Genomic DNA, 21,942 nt, shown 5'->3' on the forward strand with positions numbered 1-21,942 from the left:
TCTGTCATACCTGCTCCAACTTCCTCAGGATCTCTTCGAACGCGGCCCGGCCGGGACCGGGCTGGCGGTCACCGGTGCGGCTGATGTCGTTGGGGTTGACCCATTCCCACAGTTCGGCGCCGAACAGCATGCGGCCGGTCGACTGAAATGCCTTCGGGTCCTTGGCTTGTCGTTGACCGGTGGCGATTTCGTACCGGCGGGCGAGCATGGGACGCAGATGCCGATCCCAGTCCGCTCGAGTGGACTCGGACCAGCGAATAGTCGTCTCGGTGGTGGCCAGCCAGCGGCGCAGCGAATCCCCGAGATCGTCGGGGTCCAGGTCGGGCCCGGGTTCGGTCCCGCGCCCCAGCAGCCGGCGAACGTCGAGCAGCACCAGGGCCAGGGCAACACCGGAGGCCACCAACACGAACGGGCGATCATGCACGATCAGCACCAAGAGCTCGGCGCCGACGATCAAGCAAACACCCAGGGGCATCAGCCTTTTCATACTGGGCTCCGAAGCTCTGCGAGAACCAGCCGCAGCACGTCTACCGCGACGTCCCGCTGCCCCTCATTCATCACGTGCGGGCTGAATCGTGCCTCCTCGAACAGATTCACCAACTGAACGGCGTTATCAATATGCAGCGCATGGCGTTCGACGGCGCGAGCCAGTACCTCGGTCGGTGTGTCGAACTCCTGCGGCGCAGCTCCGGGCACATTCGCGAGCTCACGTTCCATCGCGGCATAGCACGCGATGATGGCCTCTCGCGGTTCGCGGCTACGGTCCGACATCTCGGCCAGCCCGACTTCGGCTGCGCGCACGAGGGATTCCGACGACCGCGTCGGCGGCCGATCCTCGATGTAGTCATCGGCAAGGGTGTGCAGGGTCGCGGCGCGGAATCTCCGCCGGGACATGATCAGCGTCCCGGCGACGAGGATCAGCATCACCGGAACCGTGGCGGCCAACAGAATTCCCAGCATGTTGCCGCTGTCGTTGTGCGGGGGCCGGTGCTGCGGCGGCGGCCCGGCGGTGTGCTGCTGCGCGCCGGCATCCGGTGCATGCTCAGCGGGAGGAACACCGTGGGGCAGCGATAATCGGGCCAGCAGCATCGCAATCAACAGCCACGCGACGATCACCGCGAGCCCGATCAACAACACGCGCCAGCTCGGTCGCCCTCGGCCGGTGCCGAGCATCTCGGAGAGATCACTCGTCTTCGGCGCCAACGCACGTGGATCCCGCAAACGGGCGATCACCGCGACTGCCAGCAACGCGAGGGCCGCACTCAACAGGACGACGACGAACACCAGCGCCGCCCGGCCACCACCCGACTCCGGATGCGCTGCATGATCGCGAGCCGGAAGATATCCGCGCAGCGCAGCGGCAACGACGATCAACAGCACGATGAGCGCAACGACGCGCCCCGTCGGCTTATCGGGCATCTGGCACACCACTCGCCGGTTTTCCTATGCCGTTGCGGCACAGACCTGATTCATCCTTGCACGTCAGGCGGGAAAATCGCTAGACCACGGTAAACGGCCGGAAGCTGCCGTCGAGAACCTCATGGTGACCGATCGTGCGCCCGGTAACGGTGGCGGGGTCCACCAGCGCCAATTGCACTGCCGCCCGCGCGAATTCATCTTCCGATGCCGTGTCATTGAACGCTGTTGCGTAGTACGACAGGCCGGGCGTCATGATCGGCTTCGACGGTGCCAGCGCGTTGACGGCGATGTGGTGATCTGCCAGGTCGAACGCAGCGCACTGGGTGAGATGCTCGAGCGCTGCCTTGGATCCGCCGTAACCAGGCAGGACACCGCCGCTTCGGTCCGGATAGGGTCCGTCGCCGGGCAACCGCGACGCCACCGAGGTGATGTTGATGATCGAGCCGCCACCGGCCTCGATCATGTCCGGCGACACCATCTGCATCAACTCGTAGGCCGCGAACACCGCGATGTCAAAGTGACGGCGGAACGCCGACAACGGCGTGCTGACGAACCCCGGCCAGCCGGGCTTGGCGGCACCGACGGCTTTGGCGGGCTTTGCGCGCGGTTGTCCACCGGGTACCGGTGGCCGGCCCGGCGCGGTGAAGGCCGCGTTGTTGATCAGAACAGTGATGGGGCCCAACGCATCTCGGGCCTGTTCCACCAACCGGGCGACGTCGTCGCGGTCGGTCAGATCGGCGCGGACCGCTACCGCGCGCCCACCCGCCGCCTCGATGGCGGCGACCGTCTCACCGATGGTTCCCGGCAACCGGTCGTCCCACACCTGCTCGGTGCGCCCGGCCACCGCCACGGCCGCGCCCTCGGCGGCGAGCGCCAGCGCGATCGACCGGCCCAAACCGCGGCTGCCGCCGGTGACAATCGCGGCACGCCCGGCAAGTCGCTGCGTCATCGCGTCGCCCCGTGCACGACGATGGCGGCCGTCTGCTCCACCCACGCGTCATCCAGCTTTTCGTCCGGGCGCAGCAGCATCCGAAGCATCGTGGCGCCCCCAATCAACTCGATCAAGCGGTCCGGGTCCACATCAGGATGTGCCTCACCCCGGTCGACGGCCTCGCGTAGCCGCACCCGCACCGCGGCGAACAGGCCGGTGAAACGCGACATCACCCGTGCGTTGAGCTCGGGGTCGGCCGTCATATCCGCCACCAGCCCCGTCAGCGCGGCCCGCACCACCGGAGTGGTGAACACATCCCGTGTCGCCTCGATCATCATCCGCAGATCAGCGGCAAAGTCGCCGGCCGGGGCCTCCAGCGCACTGGGCGCGGTCGGAAACGCCGCTTCATGCACCAATTCCGCCTTGCTCGACCATCGGCGATACAGCGCCGATTTCGTGGTGCCGGCCCGCTCGGCAACGGCGGCCAGGGTGAGGTTCGAATAGCCGATTTCCACAAGCAGTTCCGCGGTCGCCGCAAGGATGGCAGAGTCAATACGCGGATCCCTGGGGCGCCCGGCACCAGGGGCCTTGTCAAGGTCGGACGGGTCTGCTTTCATAACGCTACCTACCGTATCGTAATTGCCGCGAAAGGTCTCAAAGAATGGAGGCACCCCGTGGCCAATGAGCCTGTGCTCGACAACGTCGACCGACTTCAACGCTCGAGCCGCGACGTCACGACGCTGCCGGCGGTGATGTCGAAATGGCTGTCCACCGTGTTGCCCGACGGCGCGACACCCGACGTCACCGTCGAAAGCGGCGTCGACTCGACGGGCATGTCGTCGGAGACGATCATCCTGACCGCCCGGTGGCAAGAGGGAGGGCAGTCGATCGAGCAGAAGCTGGTGACGCGGGTCGCGCCCAGCGCCGAGGACGTGCAGGTCTTCCCCACCTATCGCCTTGATCATCAATTCGAAGTGATCCGCAAGGTCGGCGAAATCACCGAGGTCCCCGTCCCGCCGGTGCGCTGGCTCGAGCCCACCGGCGACGTCCTGGGCACACCCTTTTTCGTGATGGACTACGTCGACGGTGTGGTACCGCCCGACGTCATGCCCTACACCTTCGGCGACAACTGGTTCGCCGATGCGTCCGTCGAGCAGCAGCGCGGACTTCAGGACGCCACCGTCGGGGTGCTGGCGAAGTTGCACTCAATCCCCAACGCGGAGAATACGTTCGGATTCCTGTCTGAAGGTCAAGGCGAGACCGCGTTGCGTCGGCACTACAACTGGGTGCGGGGTTGGTACGACTTCGCGGTGCCGGACATCGGCCGATCACCGCTGTTGGAGCAAACATTCGACTGGCTGGAAGACAACTGGCCGACGGAAGTGGACGCGCGTGAGCCGGTGCTGCTGTGGGGTGACGCCCGGGTTGGCAACGTCTTGTACCGCGACTTCCAGCCGGTCGCGGTGCTGGACTGGGAGATGGTGACACTGGGTCCGCGCGAGCTCGATGTCGCGTGGATGATCTACGCGCACATGGTGTTCCAGGAGCTCACCGGCCTTGCGGGGCTGCCGGGATTGCCCGATGTGATGCGTGAGGAGGACGTGCGCGCGACCTACCAGCGGCTCACCGGCGTCGAGGTGGGCGACCTGCGCTGGTTCTACGTGTATTCCGGCGTGATGTGGGCTTGCGTGTTCATGCGCACCGGTGCGCGGCGGGTGCACTTCGGCGAAACCGAGAAGCCCGACGACGTCGAGTCGCTGTTCTACCACGCCGGATTGATGAAACGTCTTATCGGAGAGGACCAGTAATGCTCGGACCGCTCGACGAGTACCCGGTACATCAGATCCCCCAGCCGATCGCGTGGCCCGGCTCCTCGGACCGCAACTTCTACGATCGGTCCTACTACAACGCCCACGACCGCACCGGAAACATCTTCTTGATCAGCGGCATCGGCTACTACCCCAACCTCGGGGTCAAGGACGCGTTCGTGCTCATCAGGCGCGGGGACACACAGACCGCGGTGCACGTCTCGGATGCCATCGATCAAGACCGGCTCAACCAGCACGTCAACGGCTACCGCGTCGAGGTCATCGAGCCTCTGCACAAGCTGCGGATCGTCCTCGACGAAACCGAGGGCATCGCAGCCGATCTCACCTGGAAGGGCTTGTTCGACGTCGTGCAGGAGCAGCCACACATCCTGCGGGCCGGCAACCGGGTCACCCTGGACGCGCAGCGTTTCGCGCAGCTCGGCAGCTGGAGCGGACACATCGTGATCGACGGCGAGGAAATCACGGTCGACCCCAACACCTGGCTGGGTAGCCGCGACCGGTCGTGGGGCATCCGGCCGATCGGTGAGGCCGAGCCGGCGGGACGGCCGGCCGACCCGCCGTTCGAGGGCATGTGGTGGCTCTACGTGCCAATGGCTTTCGACGACTTCGCGATCGTGCTGATCATCCAGGAGGAGCCCAACGGGTTCCGCTCGCTCAACGACTGCACCCGGATCTGGCGCGACGGCCGCGTCGAGCAGCTGGGTTGGCCACGGGTCAAGATCCACTACCGCTCCGGCACCCGCATTCCGACCGGCGCCACGATCGACGCAACCACTCCCGACGGCTCCCCCGTCCACTTCGACGTCGAGTCGAAACTGCCGGTGCCCATTCACGTCGGCGGCGGCTACGGCGGCGATTCGGACTGGATACACGGCACCTGGAAGGGCGAGAAGTTCGCCGAACGCCTGACGTACAACATGACCGACCCGGCGATCATCGGACGATCCGGTTTCGGGGTGATCGACCATGTCGGCCGCGCGGTCTGCATCGAGGGCGACAAAGCTCCGGTCGAAGGCTGGGGCCTCTACGAGCATGGCGCGCTGGGTCGCCACGACCCGTCGGGGTTCGCCGACTGGTTAACGGTTGCGCCGTAACCGATCTCGCGCCGAACGTCGACTTGTCGGGCCATTTTGAGGTATAGCCGCGCAACAAGTCGACGTTCGCCGCGGGACGGGGGTACCGCTGGCGCGGCACAATGCGGTTGACTGGAGGACGTGACGATGCCGTCGTGGACTGTCGATGTTGTGGTGGTCGGTGCCGGCTTTGCCGGCCTTGCGGCGGCGCGAGAGCTGACTCAACAGGGTCACGACGTGGTGGTTTTCGAAGGCCGGGACCGGGTCGGCGGGCGTTCATTCACCGGCAGCGTCGCAGGATTGCCGGTCGATATGGGCGGTGCGTTCGTCGGTCCGACCCAAGACGCCGTGCTGGCGCTGGCGGCCGAGCTGCAGATCCCGACCATGCCTACGCACCATGACGGCAAGAACGTCATCCACTGGCGTGGCTGGACGCGGTCCTACCGGGGCACCATCCCCAAACTTTCGTTGACCGGGTTGCTCGACATCGGCAGGCTGCGTTGGCAATTCGAAAGAATTGCCAACGGTATTCCGGTGGACGCACCGTGGCGTGCGGACCGCGCCCGTCAGCTTGACGGCCTGTCGTTCGGACAGTGGTTGTGCTCGGTACGCGCCACCGCCTCGTCGCGCGACCTGATGGCCATCATGGCCCGGGTGACCTGGGGATGCGAACTCGATGACGTGTCGATGCTGCACGCGGTGCGCTACGTACGCGCCGCGGGCGGCCTGGACCGGCTGCTCGATGTCGAGGACGGCGCCCAGCAGGACCATTTCCAGGGTGGAACGCAGCAGATCGCCCGAGCCGTGGCGGACGAACTGGGCGCCCGCGTGGTGCTGAACGCCCCGGTCCGCCGCATCGAGCGGCACGGTTCGGGCGTCACGGTCACAACCGAGCGCGGCCAGGCCGACGCCGGGTTCGTCATCGTTGCGATCCCGCCGGCCCATCGTGCGTCGATCGAGTTCACTCCCCCACTGCCCGCCGAGTACCAACAACTGGCTGGGCAATGGCCGCAGGGCCGGCTCAGCAAGGCCTTCGCGGCATATTCGACACCGTTCTGGCGGGCCAACGGATTCTCCGGACAGGCGCTCTCCGACCGGGGGCCGGTGTTCATCACGTTCGACGTCAGTCCGCAGGCCGACGGGCCGGGCATCCTGATGGGATTTGTCGACGCCCGGGCGTTCGACTCGCTGCCCACCGACCAGCGCCGCCGTGACACGTTGCGTTGCTTCGCCTCGCTGTTCGGCGACGAGGCGCTCACACCTCTCGACTATGTGGATCATCGTTGGGGCACCGAGGTTTTCGCCCCGGGTGGTCCGACTGCGGCGGTGCCGCCGGGGTCGTGGACGCGGTTCGGGCCGTGGCTGCGGGAACCGGTCGGGCCGATTCACTGGGCGGGCACCGAGACCGCGGACGAGTGGACCGGGTTTTTCGACGGCGCCGTCAGGTCCGGCCGGCGAGCGGCCGACGAGGTCAGCGCCCTGCTATGAGCTGATCTGCGCGATTGGCAGGGTGACGGATTCGGCGAGTAACCGCAGCTGGCCGGTGACCTCGCGGTGATGCTCCAGCATCGAGCAGTGGCCGCCGGGCAGTTCGACAAGGCCGACGACGTTGGGCGCGGTCCGGGCGATCTCGCGGGAGGCGCCGATCGGGGTCAGCCGATCCCGTTCGCTGCCGATGACCAGGGTCGGCACCGTCAACCCCGATAAGTCGAGGTACCGCGAGCCCAGCGATTCGACGAGCGTCCTCGCGCAACCACCGCGCCCGGCGGGTGATGTCTGCGCGAACAAATCGTGGATGAGTTTCGCGGCGCTGGGGTCGGCGTCCTTGCCGACGGCCAGCATCGCGACGAAAGAGCGACTGGCCAGCAGCGCCGCACTCGGGATCGGGAACCCACCGAACACGTTGATCAGGCTGCGCGCCGCCATCACGCGTGCCGGCGACAATTGGCCCGGCACCGAGAACAGCTTCACCTGGCGCACCAGATCGCCGGTGGTCGTGTTGATCAGCGCGACGGCATCGGCGCGCCGGTGGACTTTGTGGCGGTAGCGCGCCGACCACGCGGCGATCGTGATGCCGCCCATCGAGTGTCCGGCCAATATGGCGCGCTCGTGTGGTGCCACCGTCGCCTCCAACACGCAATCCAGGTCGGAGGCAAGGTGTTTGAGGCTGTAACCGCAGCGGCGCGGGACGCCGCTTCGGCCGTGGCCGCGGTGATCGAACGCGATCACCCGGTAATCGGTGGACAGGTCCGCGATCTGGTACGCCCACGCCCTGATCGCACAGGTGATGCCGTGGCTCAGCACGATCGGATAGCCGTCGGGCGGCCCGAAGACCTCCGCGTGCAACGGCGTGCCGTCGACCGCGCGGACGGTCAGCGTGCGACTCGGCGGTAATACGTCGGGAAGCGGGTCGGCCACACGTGTCGATCGCCGAGCACTCATCGCCAGCTCCCCCCTCGACACGGCCCCGTCGCCGCACCCTGGTTGCAGCGATCCTATATCGGCACGGTCGTCCAACTATGCAATTCCGCCAAACCCGCGCGCCGAATTACAGCACACAATTTTCCGGTAACGAGCAAACCGCGGCACAGCGCCGGTTTCCATGTGAGAGGCTAACTGTCATGTCCCCGATGTCCCGTCGGGCGTTGCTCTCAGCAACGATGAGCGCGGTTACCGGTGGGCTGGTGGCCGCCTGCACATCGGGTCAACAGTCGGCGTCGCCACCGCCTCCGCCGCCGGAGACCAAACCGGACACCCAGTCGGTGCTGATCGTCGGCGCCGGCATGGCGGGCTTGGCTGCCGCACGCAGCCTCGTCGACGCGGGATGGCCGGTGCGCCTGATCGAGGCCCGCGATCGCGTCGGCGGCCGCGTCTACACCAACCGCGACTGGGGCGTGCCGATCGAGATGGGTGCGTCCTGGATCCATGGCACGGCCAACGACCCGATGATGGAGCTGGCGCGCAAGGCACGGGCCCAGGTCATCCCGACCGACTATTACGGGTGGGCGAAGCTCGCGGTGGATCGCCGGCTACCGCAAGTCGACTACGACCCCGACCCTTGGCGTCAGTTCGTTGAGCAGGCTTGTGACCGGGTCACTGGCGGAAGTCTCGGCGCCGCAGTCGACGCCGCCGCGAAACGCGACGAGCTTTCCGCCTCGGACCGCGCGCAGCTGGCATTCTTCGTCGCCACCGAGATCGAGGACGAATTCGCGGCAGGTGCAGACCAGCTCTCCGCCACGACATTTGACGCCGGCGACTTCGCCGATGGCGACCAAGCCGTCATCACGAACGGCTACGACGCACTGCCGAAGCTGCTCGCCGACGGACTTCAGATCGTCCTCAACACACCGGTCACCGCCATCACTCGCCGCGAAAGCTCCGTCATCGTGCACGCCGGGAACCAGTCGTTCGAAGGACCCGCCGCGATCGTCACGGTTCCGCTCGGGGTGCTCAAAGCCGGATCCATAGCGTTCGACCCGCCGCTTCCCGAGGGACACACCCGCGCGGTGAATGCACTCGGCTTCGGCGTGCTGTCCAAGAGCTTCTTCCGATTCGACCGGCGAACGTGGAAGACGGACAACGCCTTTTATCTCTACCTGGGTACCGACCCGGGCGCCTGGGCACAGTGGTTCACCTTGTCCGGCGCGGCGGGCCCGATCGTGGTGGCATTCAACGCAGGCGACCGCGGCCGGTCGGTGGAGTCGTCTTCTCCTGCCGATGTGACCGCCCGGGCGCTGCCAATCGCGCGCCAGCTGTTTGGCGATGACATCTCGCCTGTGGAGGTCCGGACGTCGAGTTGGGCCACCGACCCGTACGCGCGGGGCAGCTACTCATTCCACGCGCCCGGCTCGGGGCCAGACGACCGGCGCCGCCTGCAGGAACCGATTAGCGATCGGCTTTACCTGGCGGGCGAGGCGGTCGGCGTCGACAATCCGTCCACCGTCATCGGCGCCGTGCTCAGCGGCCGCAATGCCGCCGACCAATTGATGCACCGCTTGAAGGGTTAACGCGAATCGCGAAACATGAAGGCGTTCAGCATTTTTCCAGCGCTACATCGCTGGCCAGCAGCCGCAGCGCTTCGTCAGAGCGCGAATGTGGTTCGGCGGTATGGCCGATCAACGACAACCCACCCACGCTGGTGATATCGAAGACGTTGTAGGTCAGCGACAGTTCACCGACGTCCGAATGCCGGAATCGCTTGACACCGTGGCGATGTGCTTTGACGTTGTGGGCCGCCCAACTGGTGCGGAACTTCTCGCTGCGGGTCTCGAGCTCACCGATAAGGCTGGTGACCGCAAGCGAGTCGGGCGACCGTGCGGCCTCGGCTCTCAGCAGCGCAACGACATCGTCGGCTTCACGGGCCCAATCGGGAAAGAATTGGTCGGCGGCGGCGTCGAAAAACATGAAGCGTGCCAGGTTTGGCGTCGCCCTCGCACCGGAGTACACGGGTGCGTACAGCACACGCCCGAGCGCGTTGGCGGCGACGAGGTCGAGGTGGCCGTTGATCACGATCGCCGGCGCGGTGACCATGCTGTCAAGCAATGCTTGAACGCCATCGGGGATGGTCCGGCCCGCGGGCTGCGCCGATCGGGTTCGATCGCCCTTGCCGGTGGCGGCACGAACAAGATCGAACAGGTGGGCTTCCTCTGCCTCACCGAGTCGCAGCGCTCGGGCGACGGCATCCAGGACCTCCTCGGACACACCGGTCACGTTTCCCCGCTCGACCTGGGTGTAGTACTCGATGCTCACGCCGGCCAGGTGGGCGACTTCTGCACGCCGCAATCCGGGCACGCGCCGCCGCGATCCCGGCGGCAGGCCCACCTGCTCGGGGGTGATTCTCGCCCGTCGGCTCATCAAGAAATCCTTGATGTCCTTGGCAATGTCCATTTCCCCCGAATACCCCGATAGCGGGCAACCACCCGTGCGGGAATGGTGGCGGCCTCACCGTGCGATTACTGAGGCGGGGATTGGGCATAGCTGATACATGACGGCATCGCAGTCAAACCAGCGCTCGACGGGCGACACCATCGCCACCGTCATCATGTTCGTGCTCGCCGCGATCGCCGGAGCGCTCTCGGTTTCGTTTTCGTTCTTCTTCGTGATGGCCACCGATTCGTGCTCGGACAACTGCGACACGTCCGGGCTCGATTGGGCTTACGCCGTGACGTGGGGTGGTGTCGGGGTCGCGGCGATCATTGCCGTCGGCGGCATCATCATCGCAGCGGCGCGCAAGCGGGTCATGTGGGTGTGGCCGACCATCGCGTTGGTGCTGATCATCGTCGCGGTAGTGATTGGTGCACTGTTCGCCAACTCGGTCGTTCCACATCATTGACCGCTGCGCGTTAAAGCGTTGTGCTACTTGCTATTTCTCGAGTGCCTTCGCGCAGGCGTTCAGGATCGCCAGGAAACTCGAACGCAGCATTCGGCGACTGGCCGCCTCCAGCACTTTGCCGCCGGCCGCCGCCGGATGGGTGTAGTTGGTCAGCCAGTCGACGTGCGTCCCGTCGCCGGCGGGGGTAAAGGTCAAGGTGCCGCCCTCGTGATTGAACGGCGGGAACGACTTGACGATCAGGTAGGTGTAGCTGTGCGGCCGGTCGTAGGCCGTGAGTTCCTCCCGGAACCAGGTGCCGACCCCGATCACCTCGCGCACCGCCCCCGTGCCGGCGCCCGCCGTGCCCTTGGCCCAAACGCCCCTGAGAGCCAGCGGAGCGGCGGCCAGACTCGCCGGGTCGGCCAGCCAGTCGAAGACCTGGTCGACAGGCGCCGCGATCGTGCGTTCCAAGTGAATCTCGACCATCAGAACTCCCGCCTGGCAGTACCGGCATTGACCCCCGCCCATGCTAGCCGCCGGGCCAGGCCGCGTGCCGGCTCGCTGCAGCTGGCAACGACGAATATCTTTGCGGTGACGCAGGACACCACAATTGGTACCCGTCAAGAAACCTAAAGAGAGTTTGCTGGTACCCGGTTCACCTGATAACGATTTGGTCACAACGTGCGGATGTTGACTGGAAGGGTGGGGGCGCAACGAAAACTGCCGCCGATCCGGCCGTTAGCTGCGCGCTCCGGTCGGGCGTTGCCGGCGTTGCCCTCAGCTACTTTGGATCTTGGGGAATCGGGAATCCCCGCGAATCACTACGGATCGATTCGAAGGGCAATATCAATCATGAATTTCAGCAGTATCGTCGCGCGTCGGCGAGTGGCCGGCATCAGTGCCGGCGCTCTGCTCGGGGGAATGGCCTTGGGCATCGTCGGTGCGCCGTCAGCGGCCGCCGCACCCGACTGCAGTCCGGCGGGTGTGAACGCCACGGTCTCCTCGGCGCAGGGCGCAGCAGAGCAGTATCTCGCGGCTCACCCGGGCGCCAACCAAGCAGTCATGGCCGCCTACGGACAGCAGCGCCCGGAGGCTGCGTCCAACCTGCGCGGTTACTTCACCGCGCACCCGCAGGAGTACTACGACCTGCGCGGCATCCTGGCGCCGATCGGTGACACCGAGCGTCAGTGCAACGTGTCGGCGCTGCCGGGGAATCTGGAGTCCGCCTACCACGAGTTCATGGCCGGCTGATTCCGTCAGCAGCGACCCGCCACAAAGCCGTGGCGGGTCGTTTTGCGTTCGCGGCGCACAACAACCCGGTGTGAATTGCGCCGTCGGCGGGTAATTCCCAGTCAACCAGCGGAACTGGGAGGTGACGATGCGGCTGCGCCGAAGCGCGCTCAGCGGGCCTGGGATCGCGCGCAAACGCCGGGGCAAAGGCTTCGCCTACTACGGACCCGATGGCGACCCGCTGGCGGACGAGGCCGCCCTGCAGCGGATCAAGGACCTGGTGATTCCACCGGCATGGAAAAAGGTGTGGATCTCGCCGCACCCCAATGGCCACATCCAGGCCGTCGGCACTGACGCGGCGGGGCGCCGCCAATATCTTTACCACTCCGCGTGGCAGCAGGAGCGAGCCGAGGAGAAGTTCGATCGCGTCCTGGAACTGTCCACCCGGTTGCCGGATTTCCGGGCTAAGCTCGCCGCCGACCTCACGCGCCGCGGCCTGACCCGGAAGCGGGTGCTGGCCTTGGCATTACGCCTGCTCGATCGTGGCTACTTCCGCGCCGGCGGCGAACAGTACGCCGACGAACACGAGTCATACGGAATCGCCACCCTGCTGTGTGAGCATGTGACGCTGCGCGGTGATGCGGTCGAATTCGACTATCCCGCCAAGAGTGGGGTGCGACGCACAGTGGAAATCGAAGACGCCGAGGTGATTCGGGCGGTGCGTTCGCTGATGCGCCGTCCCGAACGCACGGAGCGGTTGTTGTCGTGTCGCACCTCATCGGGCTGGGTGGACGTTCGCGCCGACGACCTAAACGCCCGATTCAAGGAGCTCGTCGGCGACGACTACACCGTAAAAGACCTGCGGACCTGGCACGGCACCGTGCTGGCCGCCGCGGCGTTCGTGGACGCGGACCCTGCCGTCTCGCAGCGGGTCGCCAAACGTGTTGAGGCGGCGGTTATGCGCGAGGTCGCCGAGGAGCTGGGCAACACTCCCGCGGTGGCGCGGGGTTCCTACGTGGATCCGCGTGTCGTGGCCGGCTACGAGCAGGGACTGACGATCGCGGCGGCCGCGCCGCGCGCCGAGCGCGCCCGTGGCCCCGAGGCCGCCCAGGAAACACTGGAAAAGGCCACCCGCGCCCTGATCCGACGGGTGGCCAAGCGCGGCAGCACATCCGCGCCGTCTGACCTGGCTAAAAGCGCGTGACTCAGGTTTCATCGCCGCTTGGCCGGGCATCCTGGCAAAACAGCGTGCTATCGATTAAAGGAGGATGACCATCGTGCCGAATCCATCGATCAAAAACGAGAAGATGTACCGCGATTTGCGCAAGCAGGGTAACTCCGAGGAGAAAGCGGCGCGGATCTCCAACGCCGCCGCGGCGCGGGGTAAATCCGCGGTCGGCCGCAAGGGCGGCAAGGCCGGCTCGTACACCGATTGGACGGTGCCGGAGCTCAAAAGGCGCGCCAAAGAGCTTGGTATGTCCGGATATTCGGGTCTGACGAAGGACAAATTGGTCGCCAAGCTGCGCAACCACTGAGTCGATATCGGCGGTCAACCGGTAAGGCCAAGCCGGTCAACGAGGAACAAGAAGGCGGCGGCGTAGTCGTTGTCGCCGGTCTGTCGCCGGATGTCCTCCCAATCCAGCCGTTCGCGCACGGCGCGCACGGCCGGAAGCAGCTTCGCGAAATCGCAATAATGCTCGTGCAGGGCGCGAAGCTGCTGGATGACCACCATGGTCGGCGGCAGCACCGGCATCGGGATGGCCAGCACGTCACGCTGTTCGGCGCGATCCAGCGTCGACGGCTCCACCCGCGCGCCGTTCACCCGGTGCAACACGTCCACGACAGTGTCGCCGGCGCGGGCCTTGAACAGCCAGTCCTCCGGCGGATGTTCGATGTCGAATCCCGCATCGCCCAGTGTGGCGGCCGCGCTCGCCACATCGGATTCGCAGACCACCAGATCGACGTCATGACTGGGTTCTGGTGCGCCGTAAGCCCATAACGCGTAGCTGCCCGCCAACGCGAAGCGCGGCCCGTTCTCCTTGAGTGCCGACGCGGCGCGACGCAACGCCTCGCGCAACGGTGTGACACACGGGTGCTCGGTGGATGCCATGGTGCATAGGGCATACCCGGCCGGCCAGTCAAGCAACCGAGCGCGGCCCGCCATTCGCCATCTGTTTAAGGAGCGGCGAAACGGGCAATCGCAGGGTATGTCAACGTCAGCGCTCCGGATATACGACCGGGCTGTCGTAGTGATTCCTGCCCACAACGAAAAAGCAGATCTCCCGGCCTGTTTGCGCGCGGTGCTGACCGCCGCCTTGTGCGTACCGGTTCCCGTCTGGATCGTGGTGGTGCTGGATTCCAGCGATGACAACAGCGCAAAATTGGCCGGCCAGTACGGACCCGATGTGCACTTCGTCAGCGTCGACGCCCACAATGTCGGTGCCGCCCGGGCGGTCGGCTTCGGGTACGCGCGCTCGCTGACCTCCGATGACGACGAGTGCTGGTATGCCACCACCGATGCCGACAGCCGGGTGGACCCCGGCTGGCTGATCCATCAACTGGGACTCGGTGCCGACATGGTTCTGGGCGTGGTCCGTGTCGAGAACTGGCACCAGCATTCCGCCGATGTCGCCAGCCGCTACATGAACTCTTACCACGCTGATCCGTCGTACGAGGACGGTCAGCACCAGCACGTTCACGGCGCGAACATGGGTTTCAGCGCTCGGGCGTACTGGCGGGTCGGCGGCTTTCGCGCCCTGTCCTCGGGTGAAGATGTCGACCTGGTCGAGCGCTTCGAGGCCGCCGGCTACACCGTTCACCGCGACACCGAATTGTCGGTGATCACCTCAGCACGCACCCAGGGCCGGGCCCCGCGCGGATTCGCGCATCACCTCAGGCAATTGGGGAGATCGGCGGCAGGTGATTGCGCGTGACGGCGGGATTGGTCAAGCACTGGATGGAGTCGGGACGGCTCGACTTGCCACTGCCCGCGTCGGGATGCACCCGGGAACGCTGGCTACGTCTGGCGCTGCTGGCCGAAGAGGACATCGTTGCGGCCCGGATCGCCGAGGCGCATGGTGACGCCGTCGCGATACTCCACGAGCTAGGCGGCAAACCGCCCGACCCCGGTCAGCTGTGGGGCGTGTGGGCGGCCGAATCCCCTGACGCGATGCTGCGGGCCACCGATGTCGGTGACGGCGCCTTCACCCTGAGTGGCACCAAGGTGTGGTGCTCAGGGGCCGGGTTTTGCACGCATGCGCTGGTCACTGCCCGGCTGGATGACGAAATCCGGGGCCTGTTCGCAGTGACACTCGTCGACCCCGCGGTCAAAGCGTTGCCGAGCACATGGTGGAACGCCGGAATGGCCGGCAGTGACACCCGGTCCGTGCAATTCACCAACGCGCACGCGGTGGCCGTCGGCGATCCCGGTGACTACCTGAGTCGGCCCGGGTTTTGGCACGGAGCTATCGGCGTGGCGGCGTGCTGGCTCGGTGGTGCACGCAGAGTTGCCGAGCCGCTATATCGCTGTGCGGCAAGCAAATCCGCCGACGCGTACTCGCTCGCACACCTGGGCGCCGTCGACGCAGCGCTCGCGGCAGGCGACGCGATGCTGGACGCCGCCGCAGCCCAAATCGATTCCGATCCTTTCGACCGGGCCAACACAGCTCAACTGCTGGCCCGCCGAGTCCGGGCCATCGTCGAACATGCGGCCGATGAAGCCATCACCCGCACCGGCCGCGCGTTGGGGCCGGGCCCGTTGTGTCAGGACGGCCGGCATGCTCAGCGGGTCGCCGACTTGAGCATCTACATACGACAAAGCCACGCCGAACGAGACCTGGCCGAGCTCGGAAGGCTGGCGGGGCGTGGGGGATAAGTTGCGGACCGCACCGATAAGTAACTGCGCCAGGTTTGCGGCTCGGCCGCTGACCGGCAGCGGTACTCCGGCACCGGTGTGGATGGCCTCCCTCGACCGGACACCCCTGCCGGCACTGGATTTGACCGAATGCCCCGGCCTGCTCGTCGTCGCTGCGCACCCCGATGACGAAACTCTGGGCCTGGGCGCGACAATTGCACAACTTGTCGCGTCGGGCGTCCCGGTCCGGGTGGTCTCGGTCAGCGACGGCGGCGGCGCCCAGCCGGGTGCGACATCGTCGGGCAGGATTCGTCTGGAAACCACGCGAAGGCACGAATTAGGCAGAGCAGCACGTGTTTTAGGAATTCCCAAGCCGCGATCACTGGATCTTCCCGACGGCCTACTCGCTGATCACCAAAATAAGATCGCCGATTCAATCGTCGATATGCTCGGCGCAGTCGGCGCCCCGCCGTGGTGTGCCGCCACATGGCGAGGCGACGGGCATCCCGATCACGAAGCTGTCGGGCGTGCAGCGGCCGCAGCGTGCGAACGCACCGGCGCCACCCTGCTCGAATATCCAATCTGGATGTGGCACTGGGCTACTCCCACTGATGGGGCGGTGCCGTGGGACCGCGCCCACGCGTTACCCGCTTCCAACTGGGCGCGAATTCGCAAGCACCGTGCCGTGCAATGCTTTCGCAGCCAATTCGAATCGAGGGCCGGCTCACCGCCCGTGCTGCCGCCGTTCGTGTTTCCGCGACTGATGGCGGTGGGAGAGGTGGTGTTCCGGTGACCATGCGGCTGCCCGACGCCTACTTCGACCAGATGTACGCCAGCTCAGACGATCCGTGGCAGCTGGCGACGCGGTGGTATGAGCAGCGCAAGTACGCGATCACCCTGGCCCTGTTGCCAAATCGCCGCTATCGGCATGCGTTCGAGCCCGGCTGTTCGATCGGCACCCTCACCGCGCTGCTGGCACAGCGCTGCGATCACGTGACCGCCGTGGACGTGGCCGATGCCGCGCTGCGAGGCGCGGATGCGCGGCTGCGCCAAGCCGGGTGCCGCGACCGCGTGACGCTGGGCCGGTCTTCTCTCGATGCGACGTGGCCATCCGCGCCCTTCGATCTGCTGGTGCTCAGCGAGGTCGCCTACTACCTGGAAGCCGACTCGCTGGCCGGGGTGCTGGAGCGTGAATGCGTTCGGTTGCAGCCGGGCGCGAATGTTGTTGCCGCGCATTGGCGTCACCCCGTGTCCGACTATCCGCTCACCGGCGACGCGGCCCACGCCGTCATCGCGGGAACGCCGGGACTGACCTCGCTGGGCCGCTACCGGGACGACGACGTCATCGTTGAGGTATTCGACACGGCCGATGGCCGTTCGGTAGCGGCGCGCGAAGACGTACCCGGAGCCGGCTAGCCGAAAAGTGGGTATCGAAACCCTATGCGCGTAGCGACCTTTAACATCCTGCACGGCCGCACCGTCGGCGACGGCGTGGACCCGCGGCGGCTGCGGGAGTGTGTGCGGCTTCTGGATCCCGACGTACTGGCCTTGCAGGAAGTCGACTGTGACCAAGTGCGGTCCTCTCGCGCCGACCTCACCGCAATGGCGGCCGAAGCGATGGGGGCGGTGGCGCATCGGTTTGTGGCCGCGATCTCCGGCACTCCCGGAGCCACCTGGATGGCCGCTACCGGCGATGAGCAACCCGGGACCGCGGCGTACGGGATCGCGCTGCTGTCCCGATTCCCGGTCGCCAGTTGGCAAGTGGTGCGACTGCCCCGCATTCCGACGCGATTTCCGATGTATCTGCCCGGCCCCAACCGGGTGATGATCGTCGACGAGGAACCGAGAGCGGCGGTCATTGCGCGGCTACACACACCGCTAGGTCCGCTGACGGTGGCCAATACGCATTTGTCCTTCGTGCCCGGCTGGAACCGGCGTCAGTTGCGCCATCTGATCCATGACTTACGTGGCTTCCCCGGTCCGCGGTTGCTGACCGGCGACCTCAATATGACGCCCGCCGCGGTGCGCCGTTGGTCGCGCATGCGGCCGTTGGCGGTAGCCGAGACATTTCCGGCCGACGCCCCCCACCGCCAGCTGGACCACATCCTGACCGATGACCCCGAACTGCGTGGTGGCGCAACCGACGCGGAACTCATGCCGATCTCCGACCACCGACCACTGGTTGTCGACCTCGACCGCGCGTGAGCGCAACTGACCGCGGCTACTCAAATGGGACGAATCGACCTCGGACCCGATCGATGTCGTCCGGCAATGGCATCTCGTCGGTGACCAGAGTGATCTCAACCCCCGCATCGGCGCGGTCGATCGAGCGACGCCTCAACATCCGGAGCTTGCCCACGATCACCGAGATTTCCTCTTCGGAAACCCGCCGCGGCAGGAGGGCCAACAACGGCGCGTAACCGACGGCCGGCGCGCCGGCAGGGTAACGGGCGCGGAAATACGTGAGAAGGCTTGAGACTCGTTCGCCTAAACCCATCGCCGACCTCCGTAGTCCCGCCGCGGCCAAGCATCAGCGGCAGTCAATGCCAGGTATAGCCTCGCGGGACGACTTGAAACCTCGGTCGGCGAACTGGGGCGTATTTATGGCCGATCGAGCACCGGGCAGCGATGAACCTGCCTTCTTAGCCGCCTCACGCTGGGCGTCGGCCTTATTCAGCCGGGCTAGCCTTTGCCGACGATGGCGTCGCGGGCGCGGTCGAGCATCGCCGCGAACGGGCCCGCGACCAGGTTCGCCAGTTGCGATTCGACACCGGCATGCGGCCGGGTCGGCGCGATCGCTTCGGCAAGCTTGGCGGCGCGGCCCATGGTTTCGAGCTCGTGGCTGCTCAATTCCTGTCCCAGCCTGGCGAACTCGTCCTTCTCTTCCTGCTCGGCGTGCTCGAGAACCGCGTCGCGCAGTTCGGTAAGTAGCCGGGTGAACTCGTCGCTGTCGACGTCGAGCTTCTCCAGCTTCTGCAGGACCGCTTTGGCTTCGCGCTCTTCCTCCAGTCGCTGCCCAACCACCGCGTTACCGTTGGCAATCTTTCGTTTGGCGCGCGGGTGAACGATTTCCTCCTCGACGGTCTCGTGAACCGCGAGCAGTCGACGCAGGTCGATGAAGGCCTTTTCACGTGTTTCGCCAGACGCCGCAATCGTTTTGGCGAACGAAGACTTGATCTGTTCGTGCTGACCGATGAGAAAGTCGACCACATCGGTGGGCGACGTGTTGGCGGTCTCCGCCATGGAGTCCTCCCCAAAATAGACCGTGGATTTGCGCGCGCCCGGCTGTTTGACGCGCATGCAAGCGGCTACCCGTCACCGCCGTCACCAAACATTCGCCAGGTCAGGGCGGGCGTGATCAGACCAGGTCGTCTATGTTCTCGCGCGGGGGTTACCTACCGATGACCTGGTTCCGGTACTACAGTTTGGGCAGGATCCGAGATTAAGGAGGCCGGTGACGAACCCTCAGGATCCGTTCGGGCACAGTCCCTTTAGCTACGAGGCACTTAGCTACGATCCGCTAGGCCGCGTCCCCTACGCCGGGCCGCCGGCGGGACCGCCGCTGAACATGGCGCCGCCCCCGCCGCCACATCGCCCGCCGGTCAATACCCTCGCCACGTTGTCGGTGGTGTTCGCGTTCGTATTCGCGCCCGTCGGTGCGATTCTCGGACATCTCGGCCTCGCTCAAATCCGCCGTACCGGTGAGCTCGGACGTGACCGCGCGCTGGTCGGGTTGTCGCTGTCCTATGCGTTCATCGTGCTCACCATCGTCGCGCTGACCGGATGGGCGACGATCACCACCCTGGCAGTCTCTCGGCCCAGCCAGACAGCGGCGCCCGCGACCACCGCCGCCCCCGTCACCACCAGCGAGTCACCGACAGCGCCCGCGGTGGCGCCGGACGACATCATCAAGCTCCTGCCGAAGCTGGATGCCCTCAAAGCCATCACCAACGACCAGAATCTAGAGGCCGGCGAAACGTGGGACCATCCCACCAAGAACGACAAGGCCGCATCCATCGATCGTCCGCAATGCTGGGGAAGCATGACCCCCGGGGCGCCCGAGGCCTACACCGTGGACGCGATCCAGCGGTACCGCGGGGAAGAATTCTCCGACACGCAAACCTTGCTGAAGTCGACCCAGATCATCCAAGCCGTCATCGCATTTCGTGATCCGCCCACCGCCCAATCACAAGTCACGAAGCTGATCGACGGATGGCGTCAGTGCGGTGGCGCTCCCGTGACCCTGACCGCCCCGGGCGGGCCGACGTACACACTGTCGCTCAGCCCTCCCGCCGACGCCGGCAACGGCATCACCACGATGGATCTGCTGCCCAAGGGCCTCAAGGTGTGTTTTGTCCGGGCGGCGGCGGCCAAAGCCAACGTCGTTGTCGACCTGTACGTCGTCAGCCTGGGCACGACCGATGCCAGCGGCCCCCGGCAGACGGCCGTGAGCATCGCCAATTACGTCCTCAACAAGATCCCCGACTGACCCCCACGCGTGATCACCCGGCCCAGTACGGTGGGCACATGAAATATCTCGACGTCGACGGAGTGGGACAGGTCAGCCGGATCGGGTTGGGCACCTGGCAGTTCGGCTCGCGCGAATGGGGCTACGGGGACGAGTACGCCGCCGGCGCCGCCCGCGATATCGTGCAACGCGCTCGCGCGATGGGAGTGACGCTGTTCGATACGGCCGAGGTGTACGGGCTGGGCAAAAGCGAGCGGATCCTGGGCGAGGCACTCGGCGACGAGCGCGCCGACGTTGCGGTGGCCAGCAAGATCATGCCGGTCGCGCCCTTCCCCGCGGTGATCAAGCAGCGCGAGCGCGCCAGCGCGCGCCGGCTGCAGCTGGACCGCATCCCGCTCTACCAGATCCACCAGTCCAACCCGCTGGTCCCCGATTCGGTGATCATGCCGGGAATGCGTGACCTCCTCGACAGCGGCGACATCGGCGCGGCCGGCGTCTCGAACTATTCGCTGGAGCGTTGGCAGAAGGCCGATGCCGCGCTGGGGCGTCCCGTCATCAGCAATCAAGTCCATTTCTCGCTCGCCTTCCCCAAGGCGCTCAAGAATCTGGTGCCGTTCGCCGAGCGGGAGAATCGCGTCGTGATCGCCTACAGCCCGCTGGAGCAGGGGCTGCTGGGCGGCAAGTACGGAGTCGACAACCGTCCCGGCGGGGTCCGTGCGATAAATTCACTGTTCGGCACGGAAAACCTGCGTCGCCTCGAGCCGCTGCTGCAGCTGTTGCGCGACGTCGCCAACGACGTCGACGCCAAGCCGGCGCAGGTGGCGCTGGCCTGGTTGATCAGCTATCCGGGCGTCGTCGCCATTCCCGGGGCGTCCAGCGTCGAACAGCTCGAGTTCAACGTCGCCGCCGGCGACATCGAGCTGCCCACCGCATCCCGCGACGCGCTCACCGAGGCGGCCCTGGCGTTCCGGCCTGTCTCGGCGGGGCGCTTCATCACCGAACTGGTCCGGGAGAGGGTCCTCCGTCGCTGACCTAGGACTGGTTGGCCTCGACAAACGCGGCGGGGCTGGCGGGCGCACCACGGGCAACGACGAGCGGCATCGACGTCGAGGCGTTGGTGCGCAGGATCGTGTGCACCACGTCGATGAGATCTTCGACGGGCATCAGCTTGCCGGGCATGCAGCCGCGCGCCGACCACAGTGGAACCGCTTTCATCGCGAGATCCATATCCCAGCCCTCGTTCATTCCGGTTTGTCCGTCGCCTTCGCCGCCCGCGCACTCCCCGACGATCAGGTTGGTGAAGCCGATGTCGGAGTGTTCGGCCCGCCACGCTTCCACGAGACGTTCCAGGGCCGCCTTGCTGACGCCATACGCGCCCAAACCCGGCCACGGCGGCCCGAACGTGCCGGCGTCGGAGGAGAGGTACACCGCCTTGCCGGCCGACGCGGTCAAGTACGGGACCGCAGCGGCCGTCACCAACGACGCGCCAATGACATTGGTGTCGAAGATGCGCCGCCACGTGTCGGCGTCGGTATCGACCATGCGGACCAGCGGCCCGACGGCGGGCGTGTAGACGATGTTGTCGATGCCGCCAAGCGCCTCGGCTGCCCGGTCGATGGCGGCGCGACAGGATGCCTGGTCGGTGACATCGCATTCGATGGCGATGGCATTAGGTCCCGCGGCCTTCGCCGCGGCATCGATGCGTTCACGACGCCGGGCCAGAAGCGCGACGTTCTCCCCGCGCTGGCCGAGTCCCACACCTATGCAGCGCCCGAGCCCGCTCGATGCGCCGACAACCACTGTCCTTGACATATTTGCCCTCTCCTGT

At 66.3% G+C, this 21,942-nt stretch carries 26 protein-coding genes; 15 read left to right on the forward strand and 11 right to left on the reverse strand.

Features of this window, described 5'->3' with window-relative positions; genetic code table 11:
* Positions 1–4: 4 nt before the first annotated feature.
* The 4 genes from ACZY0B_RS10770 to ACZY0B_RS10785 all read right to left on the reverse strand — a co-directional run bounded on the left by ACZY0B_RS10770 (position 5) and on the right by ACZY0B_RS10785 (position 2,967).
* Positions 5–487 carry a hypothetical protein gene (locus ACZY0B_RS10770; RefSeq protein ID WP_463764091.1) on the reverse strand — a complete coding sequence of 161 codons (483 nt, stop codon included), beginning with the start codon at positions 485–487 and terminating at the stop codon, positions 5–7.
* Positions 484–1,419, reverse strand: a complete 936-nt coding sequence (locus tag ACZY0B_RS10775; protein WP_463764092.1) for a DUF4129 domain-containing protein — start codon at positions 1,417–1,419, stop codon at positions 484–486. Before ACZY0B_RS10775 ends, ACZY0B_RS10770 begins: the two co-directional genes overlap by 4 nt.
* 79 nt (positions 1,420–1,498) lie before the next feature.
* Positions 1,499–2,368, reverse strand: coding sequence for an SDR family NAD(P)-dependent oxidoreductase (locus ACZY0B_RS10780; protein WP_463764093.1), 870 nt, complete (start codon positions 2,366–2,368; stop codon positions 1,499–1,501).
* Complete coding sequence (locus ACZY0B_RS10785; RefSeq protein WP_463764094.1) at positions 2,365–2,967, reverse strand: TetR/AcrR family transcriptional regulator; 603 nt, start codon at positions 2,965–2,967, stop codon at positions 2,365–2,367. The genes ACZY0B_RS10780 and ACZY0B_RS10785 overlap by 4 nt, the downstream gene beginning before the upstream one ends.
* 57 nt (positions 2,968–3,024) lie before the next feature.
* On the opposite strand from ACZY0B_RS10785, the gene ACZY0B_RS10790 reads away from it, so the two are divergent.
* The 3 genes from ACZY0B_RS10790 (at position 3,025) to ACZY0B_RS10800 (ending at position 6,740) form a co-directional block, all read left to right on the forward strand.
* Positions 3,025–4,158, forward strand: a complete 1,134-nt coding sequence (locus ACZY0B_RS10790) for a phosphotransferase family protein (RefSeq protein WP_463764095.1) — start codon at positions 3,025–3,027, stop codon at positions 4,156–4,158.
* A complete protein-coding gene (locus ACZY0B_RS10795) occupies positions 4,158–5,273 on the forward strand; it encodes an Rv3169 family protein (protein ID WP_463764096.1) in 1,116 nt (371 codons plus the stop codon). The genes ACZY0B_RS10790 and ACZY0B_RS10795 overlap by 1 nt, the downstream gene beginning before the upstream one ends.
* Positions 5,274–5,393: 120 nt before the next feature.
* Positions 5,394–6,740: a flavin monoamine oxidase family protein gene (locus ACZY0B_RS10800; protein ID WP_463764097.1), complete on the forward strand. Its 1,347-nt coding sequence runs from the start codon at positions 5,394–5,396 to the stop codon at positions 6,738–6,740.
* Here the strand turns inward: ACZY0B_RS10800 and ACZY0B_RS10805 are convergent.
* On the reverse strand, positions 6,735–7,694 hold the full coding sequence (locus tag ACZY0B_RS10805; RefSeq protein ID WP_463764098.1) for an alpha/beta fold hydrolase: 960 nt from the start codon (positions 7,692–7,694) through the stop codon (positions 6,735–6,737). The two genes, ACZY0B_RS10800 and ACZY0B_RS10805, sit on opposite strands and share 6 nt — an antisense overlap.
* 218 nt (positions 7,695–7,912) lie before the next feature.
* On the opposite strand from ACZY0B_RS10805, the gene ACZY0B_RS10810 reads away from it, so the two are divergent.
* Entirely contained in the window at positions 7,913–9,259 is a 1,347-nt protein-coding gene (locus tag ACZY0B_RS10810; protein WP_463764099.1) for a flavin monoamine oxidase family protein, read from the forward strand.
* A 25-nt stretch (positions 9,260–9,284) separates the two neighbouring features.
* On the opposite strand, the gene ACZY0B_RS10815 is transcribed toward ACZY0B_RS10810, so the two are convergent.
* On the reverse strand, positions 9,285–10,139 hold the full coding sequence (locus tag ACZY0B_RS10815) for a helix-turn-helix transcriptional regulator (protein ID WP_463764100.1): 855 nt from the start codon (positions 10,137–10,139) through the stop codon (positions 9,285–9,287).
* 97 nt (positions 10,140–10,236) lie between these two features.
* Between ACZY0B_RS10815 and ACZY0B_RS10820 the strand changes: the two genes are divergently transcribed.
* A complete protein-coding gene (locus tag ACZY0B_RS10820; protein WP_463764101.1) occupies positions 10,237–10,584 on the forward strand; it encodes a hypothetical protein in 348 nt (115 codons plus the stop codon).
* Positions 10,585–10,614: 30 nt separating this feature from the next.
* On the opposite strand, the gene ACZY0B_RS10825 is transcribed toward ACZY0B_RS10820, so the two are convergent.
* Positions 10,615–11,049, reverse strand: a complete 435-nt coding sequence (locus ACZY0B_RS10825; protein WP_463764102.1) for an SRPBCC family protein — start codon at positions 11,047–11,049, stop codon at positions 10,615–10,617.
* A 366-nt stretch (positions 11,050–11,415) separates the two neighbouring features.
* Here ACZY0B_RS10825 and ACZY0B_RS10830 point away from each other — a divergent pair, with 366 nt between their 5' ends.
* The 3 genes from ACZY0B_RS10830 to ACZY0B_RS10840 all read left to right on the forward strand — a co-directional run bounded on the left by ACZY0B_RS10830 (position 11,416) and on the right by ACZY0B_RS10840 (position 13,328).
* Entirely contained in the window at positions 11,416–11,814 is a 399-nt protein-coding gene (locus ACZY0B_RS10830) for a heme-binding protein (protein ID WP_463764103.1), read from the forward strand.
* 127 nt (positions 11,815–11,941) lie between these two features.
* Positions 11,942–12,997 (forward strand): DNA topoisomerase IB, encoded by a 1,056-nt coding sequence (locus ACZY0B_RS10835; RefSeq protein ID WP_463764104.1) that lies wholly within the window; start codon positions 11,942–11,944, stop codon positions 12,995–12,997.
* Between the two features lie 73 nt (positions 12,998–13,070).
* On the forward strand, positions 13,071–13,328 hold the full coding sequence (locus ACZY0B_RS10840; protein ID WP_463764105.1) for a DUF7218 family protein: 258 nt from the start codon (positions 13,071–13,073) through the stop codon (positions 13,326–13,328).
* Positions 13,329–13,342: 14 nt separating this feature from the next.
* On the opposite strand, the gene ACZY0B_RS10845 is transcribed toward ACZY0B_RS10840, so the two are convergent.
* Entirely contained in the window at positions 13,343–13,903 is a 561-nt protein-coding gene (locus tag ACZY0B_RS10845) for a nucleotidyltransferase (protein ID WP_463764106.1), read from the reverse strand.
* A gap of 97 nt (positions 13,904–14,000) precedes the next feature.
* Between ACZY0B_RS10845 and ACZY0B_RS10850 the strand changes: the two genes are divergently transcribed.
* Genes ACZY0B_RS10850 through ACZY0B_RS10870 form a run of 5 tightly spaced genes read left to right on the forward strand, consistent with a single transcriptional unit; the run spans position 14,001 to position 17,851 of the window.
* Entirely contained in the window at positions 14,001–14,726 is a 726-nt protein-coding gene (locus ACZY0B_RS10850; RefSeq protein ID WP_463764107.1) for a glycosyltransferase family 2 protein, read from the forward strand.
* Positions 14,723–15,667 (forward strand): acyl-CoA dehydrogenase, encoded by a 945-nt coding sequence (locus ACZY0B_RS10855; protein ID WP_463764108.1) that lies wholly within the window; start codon positions 14,723–14,725, stop codon positions 15,665–15,667. Before ACZY0B_RS10850 ends, ACZY0B_RS10855 begins: the two co-directional genes overlap by 4 nt.
* A 1-nt stretch (position 15,668) precedes the next feature.
* The gene (locus tag ACZY0B_RS10860) at positions 15,669–16,439 is read left to right on the forward strand and encodes a PIG-L deacetylase family protein (RefSeq protein ID WP_463764184.1); all 771 of its coding nucleotides are present in this window, start codon (positions 15,669–15,671) and stop codon (positions 16,437–16,439) included.
* Positions 16,440–16,441: 2 nt separating this feature from the next.
* Positions 16,442–17,062 (forward strand): SAM-dependent methyltransferase, encoded by a 621-nt coding sequence (locus ACZY0B_RS10865; protein ID WP_463764185.1) that lies wholly within the window; start codon positions 16,442–16,444, stop codon positions 17,060–17,062.
* Positions 17,063–17,086: 24 nt separating this feature from the next.
* Positions 17,087–17,851 (forward strand): endonuclease/exonuclease/phosphatase family protein, encoded by a 765-nt coding sequence (locus ACZY0B_RS10870; RefSeq protein WP_463764109.1) that lies wholly within the window; start codon positions 17,087–17,089, stop codon positions 17,849–17,851.
* A 16-nt stretch (positions 17,852–17,867) separates the two neighbouring features.
* Here ACZY0B_RS10870 and ACZY0B_RS10875 read toward each other — a convergent pair whose 3' ends face one another.
* Positions 17,868–18,143: a DUF3349 domain-containing protein gene (locus ACZY0B_RS10875; RefSeq protein ID WP_463764110.1), complete on the reverse strand. Its 276-nt coding sequence runs from the start codon at positions 18,141–18,143 to the stop codon at positions 17,868–17,870.
* 185 nt (positions 18,144–18,328) lie between these two features.
* Complete coding sequence (locus tag ACZY0B_RS10880; protein WP_463764111.1) at positions 18,329–18,889, reverse strand: hemerythrin domain-containing protein; 561 nt, start codon at positions 18,887–18,889, stop codon at positions 18,329–18,331.
* A 211-nt stretch (positions 18,890–19,100) separates the two neighbouring features.
* Here ACZY0B_RS10880 and ACZY0B_RS10885 point away from each other — a divergent pair, with 211 nt between their 5' ends.
* Positions 19,101–20,135 (forward strand): sensor domain-containing protein, encoded by a 1,035-nt coding sequence (locus tag ACZY0B_RS10885; RefSeq protein ID WP_463764112.1) that lies wholly within the window; start codon positions 19,101–19,103, stop codon positions 20,133–20,135.
* A 38-nt stretch (positions 20,136–20,173) separates the two neighbouring features.
* The gene (locus tag ACZY0B_RS10890) at positions 20,174–21,145 is read left to right on the forward strand and encodes an aldo/keto reductase (RefSeq protein WP_463764113.1); all 972 of its coding nucleotides are present in this window, start codon (positions 20,174–20,176) and stop codon (positions 21,143–21,145) included.
* A 1-nt stretch (position 21,146) separates the two neighbouring features.
* Here ACZY0B_RS10890 and ACZY0B_RS10895 read toward each other — a convergent pair whose 3' ends face one another.
* Positions 21,147–21,914, reverse strand: coding sequence for an SDR family oxidoreductase (locus tag ACZY0B_RS10895; protein WP_463764186.1), 768 nt, complete (start codon positions 21,912–21,914; stop codon positions 21,147–21,149).
* Positions 21,915–21,942: the final 28 nt, after the last annotated feature.

It is taken from the genome of Mycobacterium sp. IDUB_19 (genome assembly GCF_055419445.1).

Bases quoted from the DNA above. Each gene is read 5' to 3' on its own strand.
- ACZY0B_RS10805 (WP_463764098.1), bottom strand. From the start codon at position 7,694: ATGAGTGCTCGGCGATCGACACGTGTGGCCGACCCGCTTCCCGACGTA.
- ACZY0B_RS10835 (WP_463764104.1), top strand. From the start codon at position 11,942: ATGCGGCTGCGCCGAAGCGCGCTCAGCGGGCCTGGGATCGCGCGCAAA.
- ACZY0B_RS10875 (WP_463764110.1), bottom strand. From the start codon at position 18,143: ATGGGTTTAGGCGAACGAGTCTCAAGCCTTCTCACGTATTTCCGCGCC.
- ACZY0B_RS10890 (WP_463764113.1), top strand. From the start codon at position 20,174: ATGAAATATCTCGACGTCGACGGAGTGGGACAGGTCAGCCGGATCGGG.
- ACZY0B_RS10775 (WP_463764092.1), bottom strand. From the start codon at position 1,419: ATGCCCGATAAGCCGACGGGGCGCGTCGTTGCGCTCATCGTGCTGTTG.
- ACZY0B_RS10820 (WP_463764101.1), top strand. From the start codon at position 10,237: ATGACGGCATCGCAGTCAAACCAGCGCTCGACGGGCGACACCATCGCC.
- ACZY0B_RS10825 (WP_463764102.1), bottom strand. From the start codon at position 11,049: ATGGTCGAGATTCACTTGGAACGCACGATCGCGGCGCCTGTCGACCAG.
- ACZY0B_RS10770 (WP_463764091.1), bottom strand. From the start codon at position 487: ATGAAAAGGCTGATGCCCCTGGGTGTTTGCTTGATCGTCGGCGCCGAG.
- ACZY0B_RS10815 (WP_463764100.1), bottom strand. From the start codon at position 10,139: ATGGACATTGCCAAGGACATCAAGGATTTCTTGATGAGCCGACGGGCG.
- ACZY0B_RS10870 (WP_463764109.1), top strand. From the start codon at position 17,087: ATGCGCGTAGCGACCTTTAACATCCTGCACGGCCGCACCGTCGGCGAC.
- ACZY0B_RS10845 (WP_463764106.1), bottom strand. From the start codon at position 13,903: ATGGCATCCACCGAGCACCCGTGTGTCACACCGTTGCGCGAGGCGTTG.
- ACZY0B_RS10810 (WP_463764099.1), top strand. From the start codon at position 7,913: ATGAGCGCGGTTACCGGTGGGCTGGTGGCCGCCTGCACATCGGGTCAA.
- ACZY0B_RS10830 (WP_463764103.1), top strand. From the start codon at position 11,416: ATGAATTTCAGCAGTATCGTCGCGCGTCGGCGAGTGGCCGGCATCAGT.
- ACZY0B_RS10850 (WP_463764107.1), top strand. From the start codon at position 14,001: ATGTCAACGTCAGCGCTCCGGATATACGACCGGGCTGTCGTAGTGATT.
- ACZY0B_RS10785 (WP_463764094.1), bottom strand. From the start codon at position 2,967: ATGAAAGCAGACCCGTCCGACCTTGACAAGGCCCCTGGTGCCGGGCGC.
- ACZY0B_RS10795 (WP_463764096.1), top strand. From the start codon at position 4,158: ATGCTCGGACCGCTCGACGAGTACCCGGTACATCAGATCCCCCAGCCG.
- ACZY0B_RS10865 (WP_463764185.1), top strand. From the start codon at position 16,442: ATGCGGCTGCCCGACGCCTACTTCGACCAGATGTACGCCAGCTCAGAC.
- ACZY0B_RS10880 (WP_463764111.1), bottom strand. From the start codon at position 18,889: ATGGCGGAGACCGCCAACACGTCGCCCACCGATGTGGTCGACTTTCTC.
- ACZY0B_RS10780 (WP_463764093.1), bottom strand. From the start codon at position 2,368: ATGACGCAGCGACTTGCCGGGCGTGCCGCGATTGTCACCGGCGGCAGC.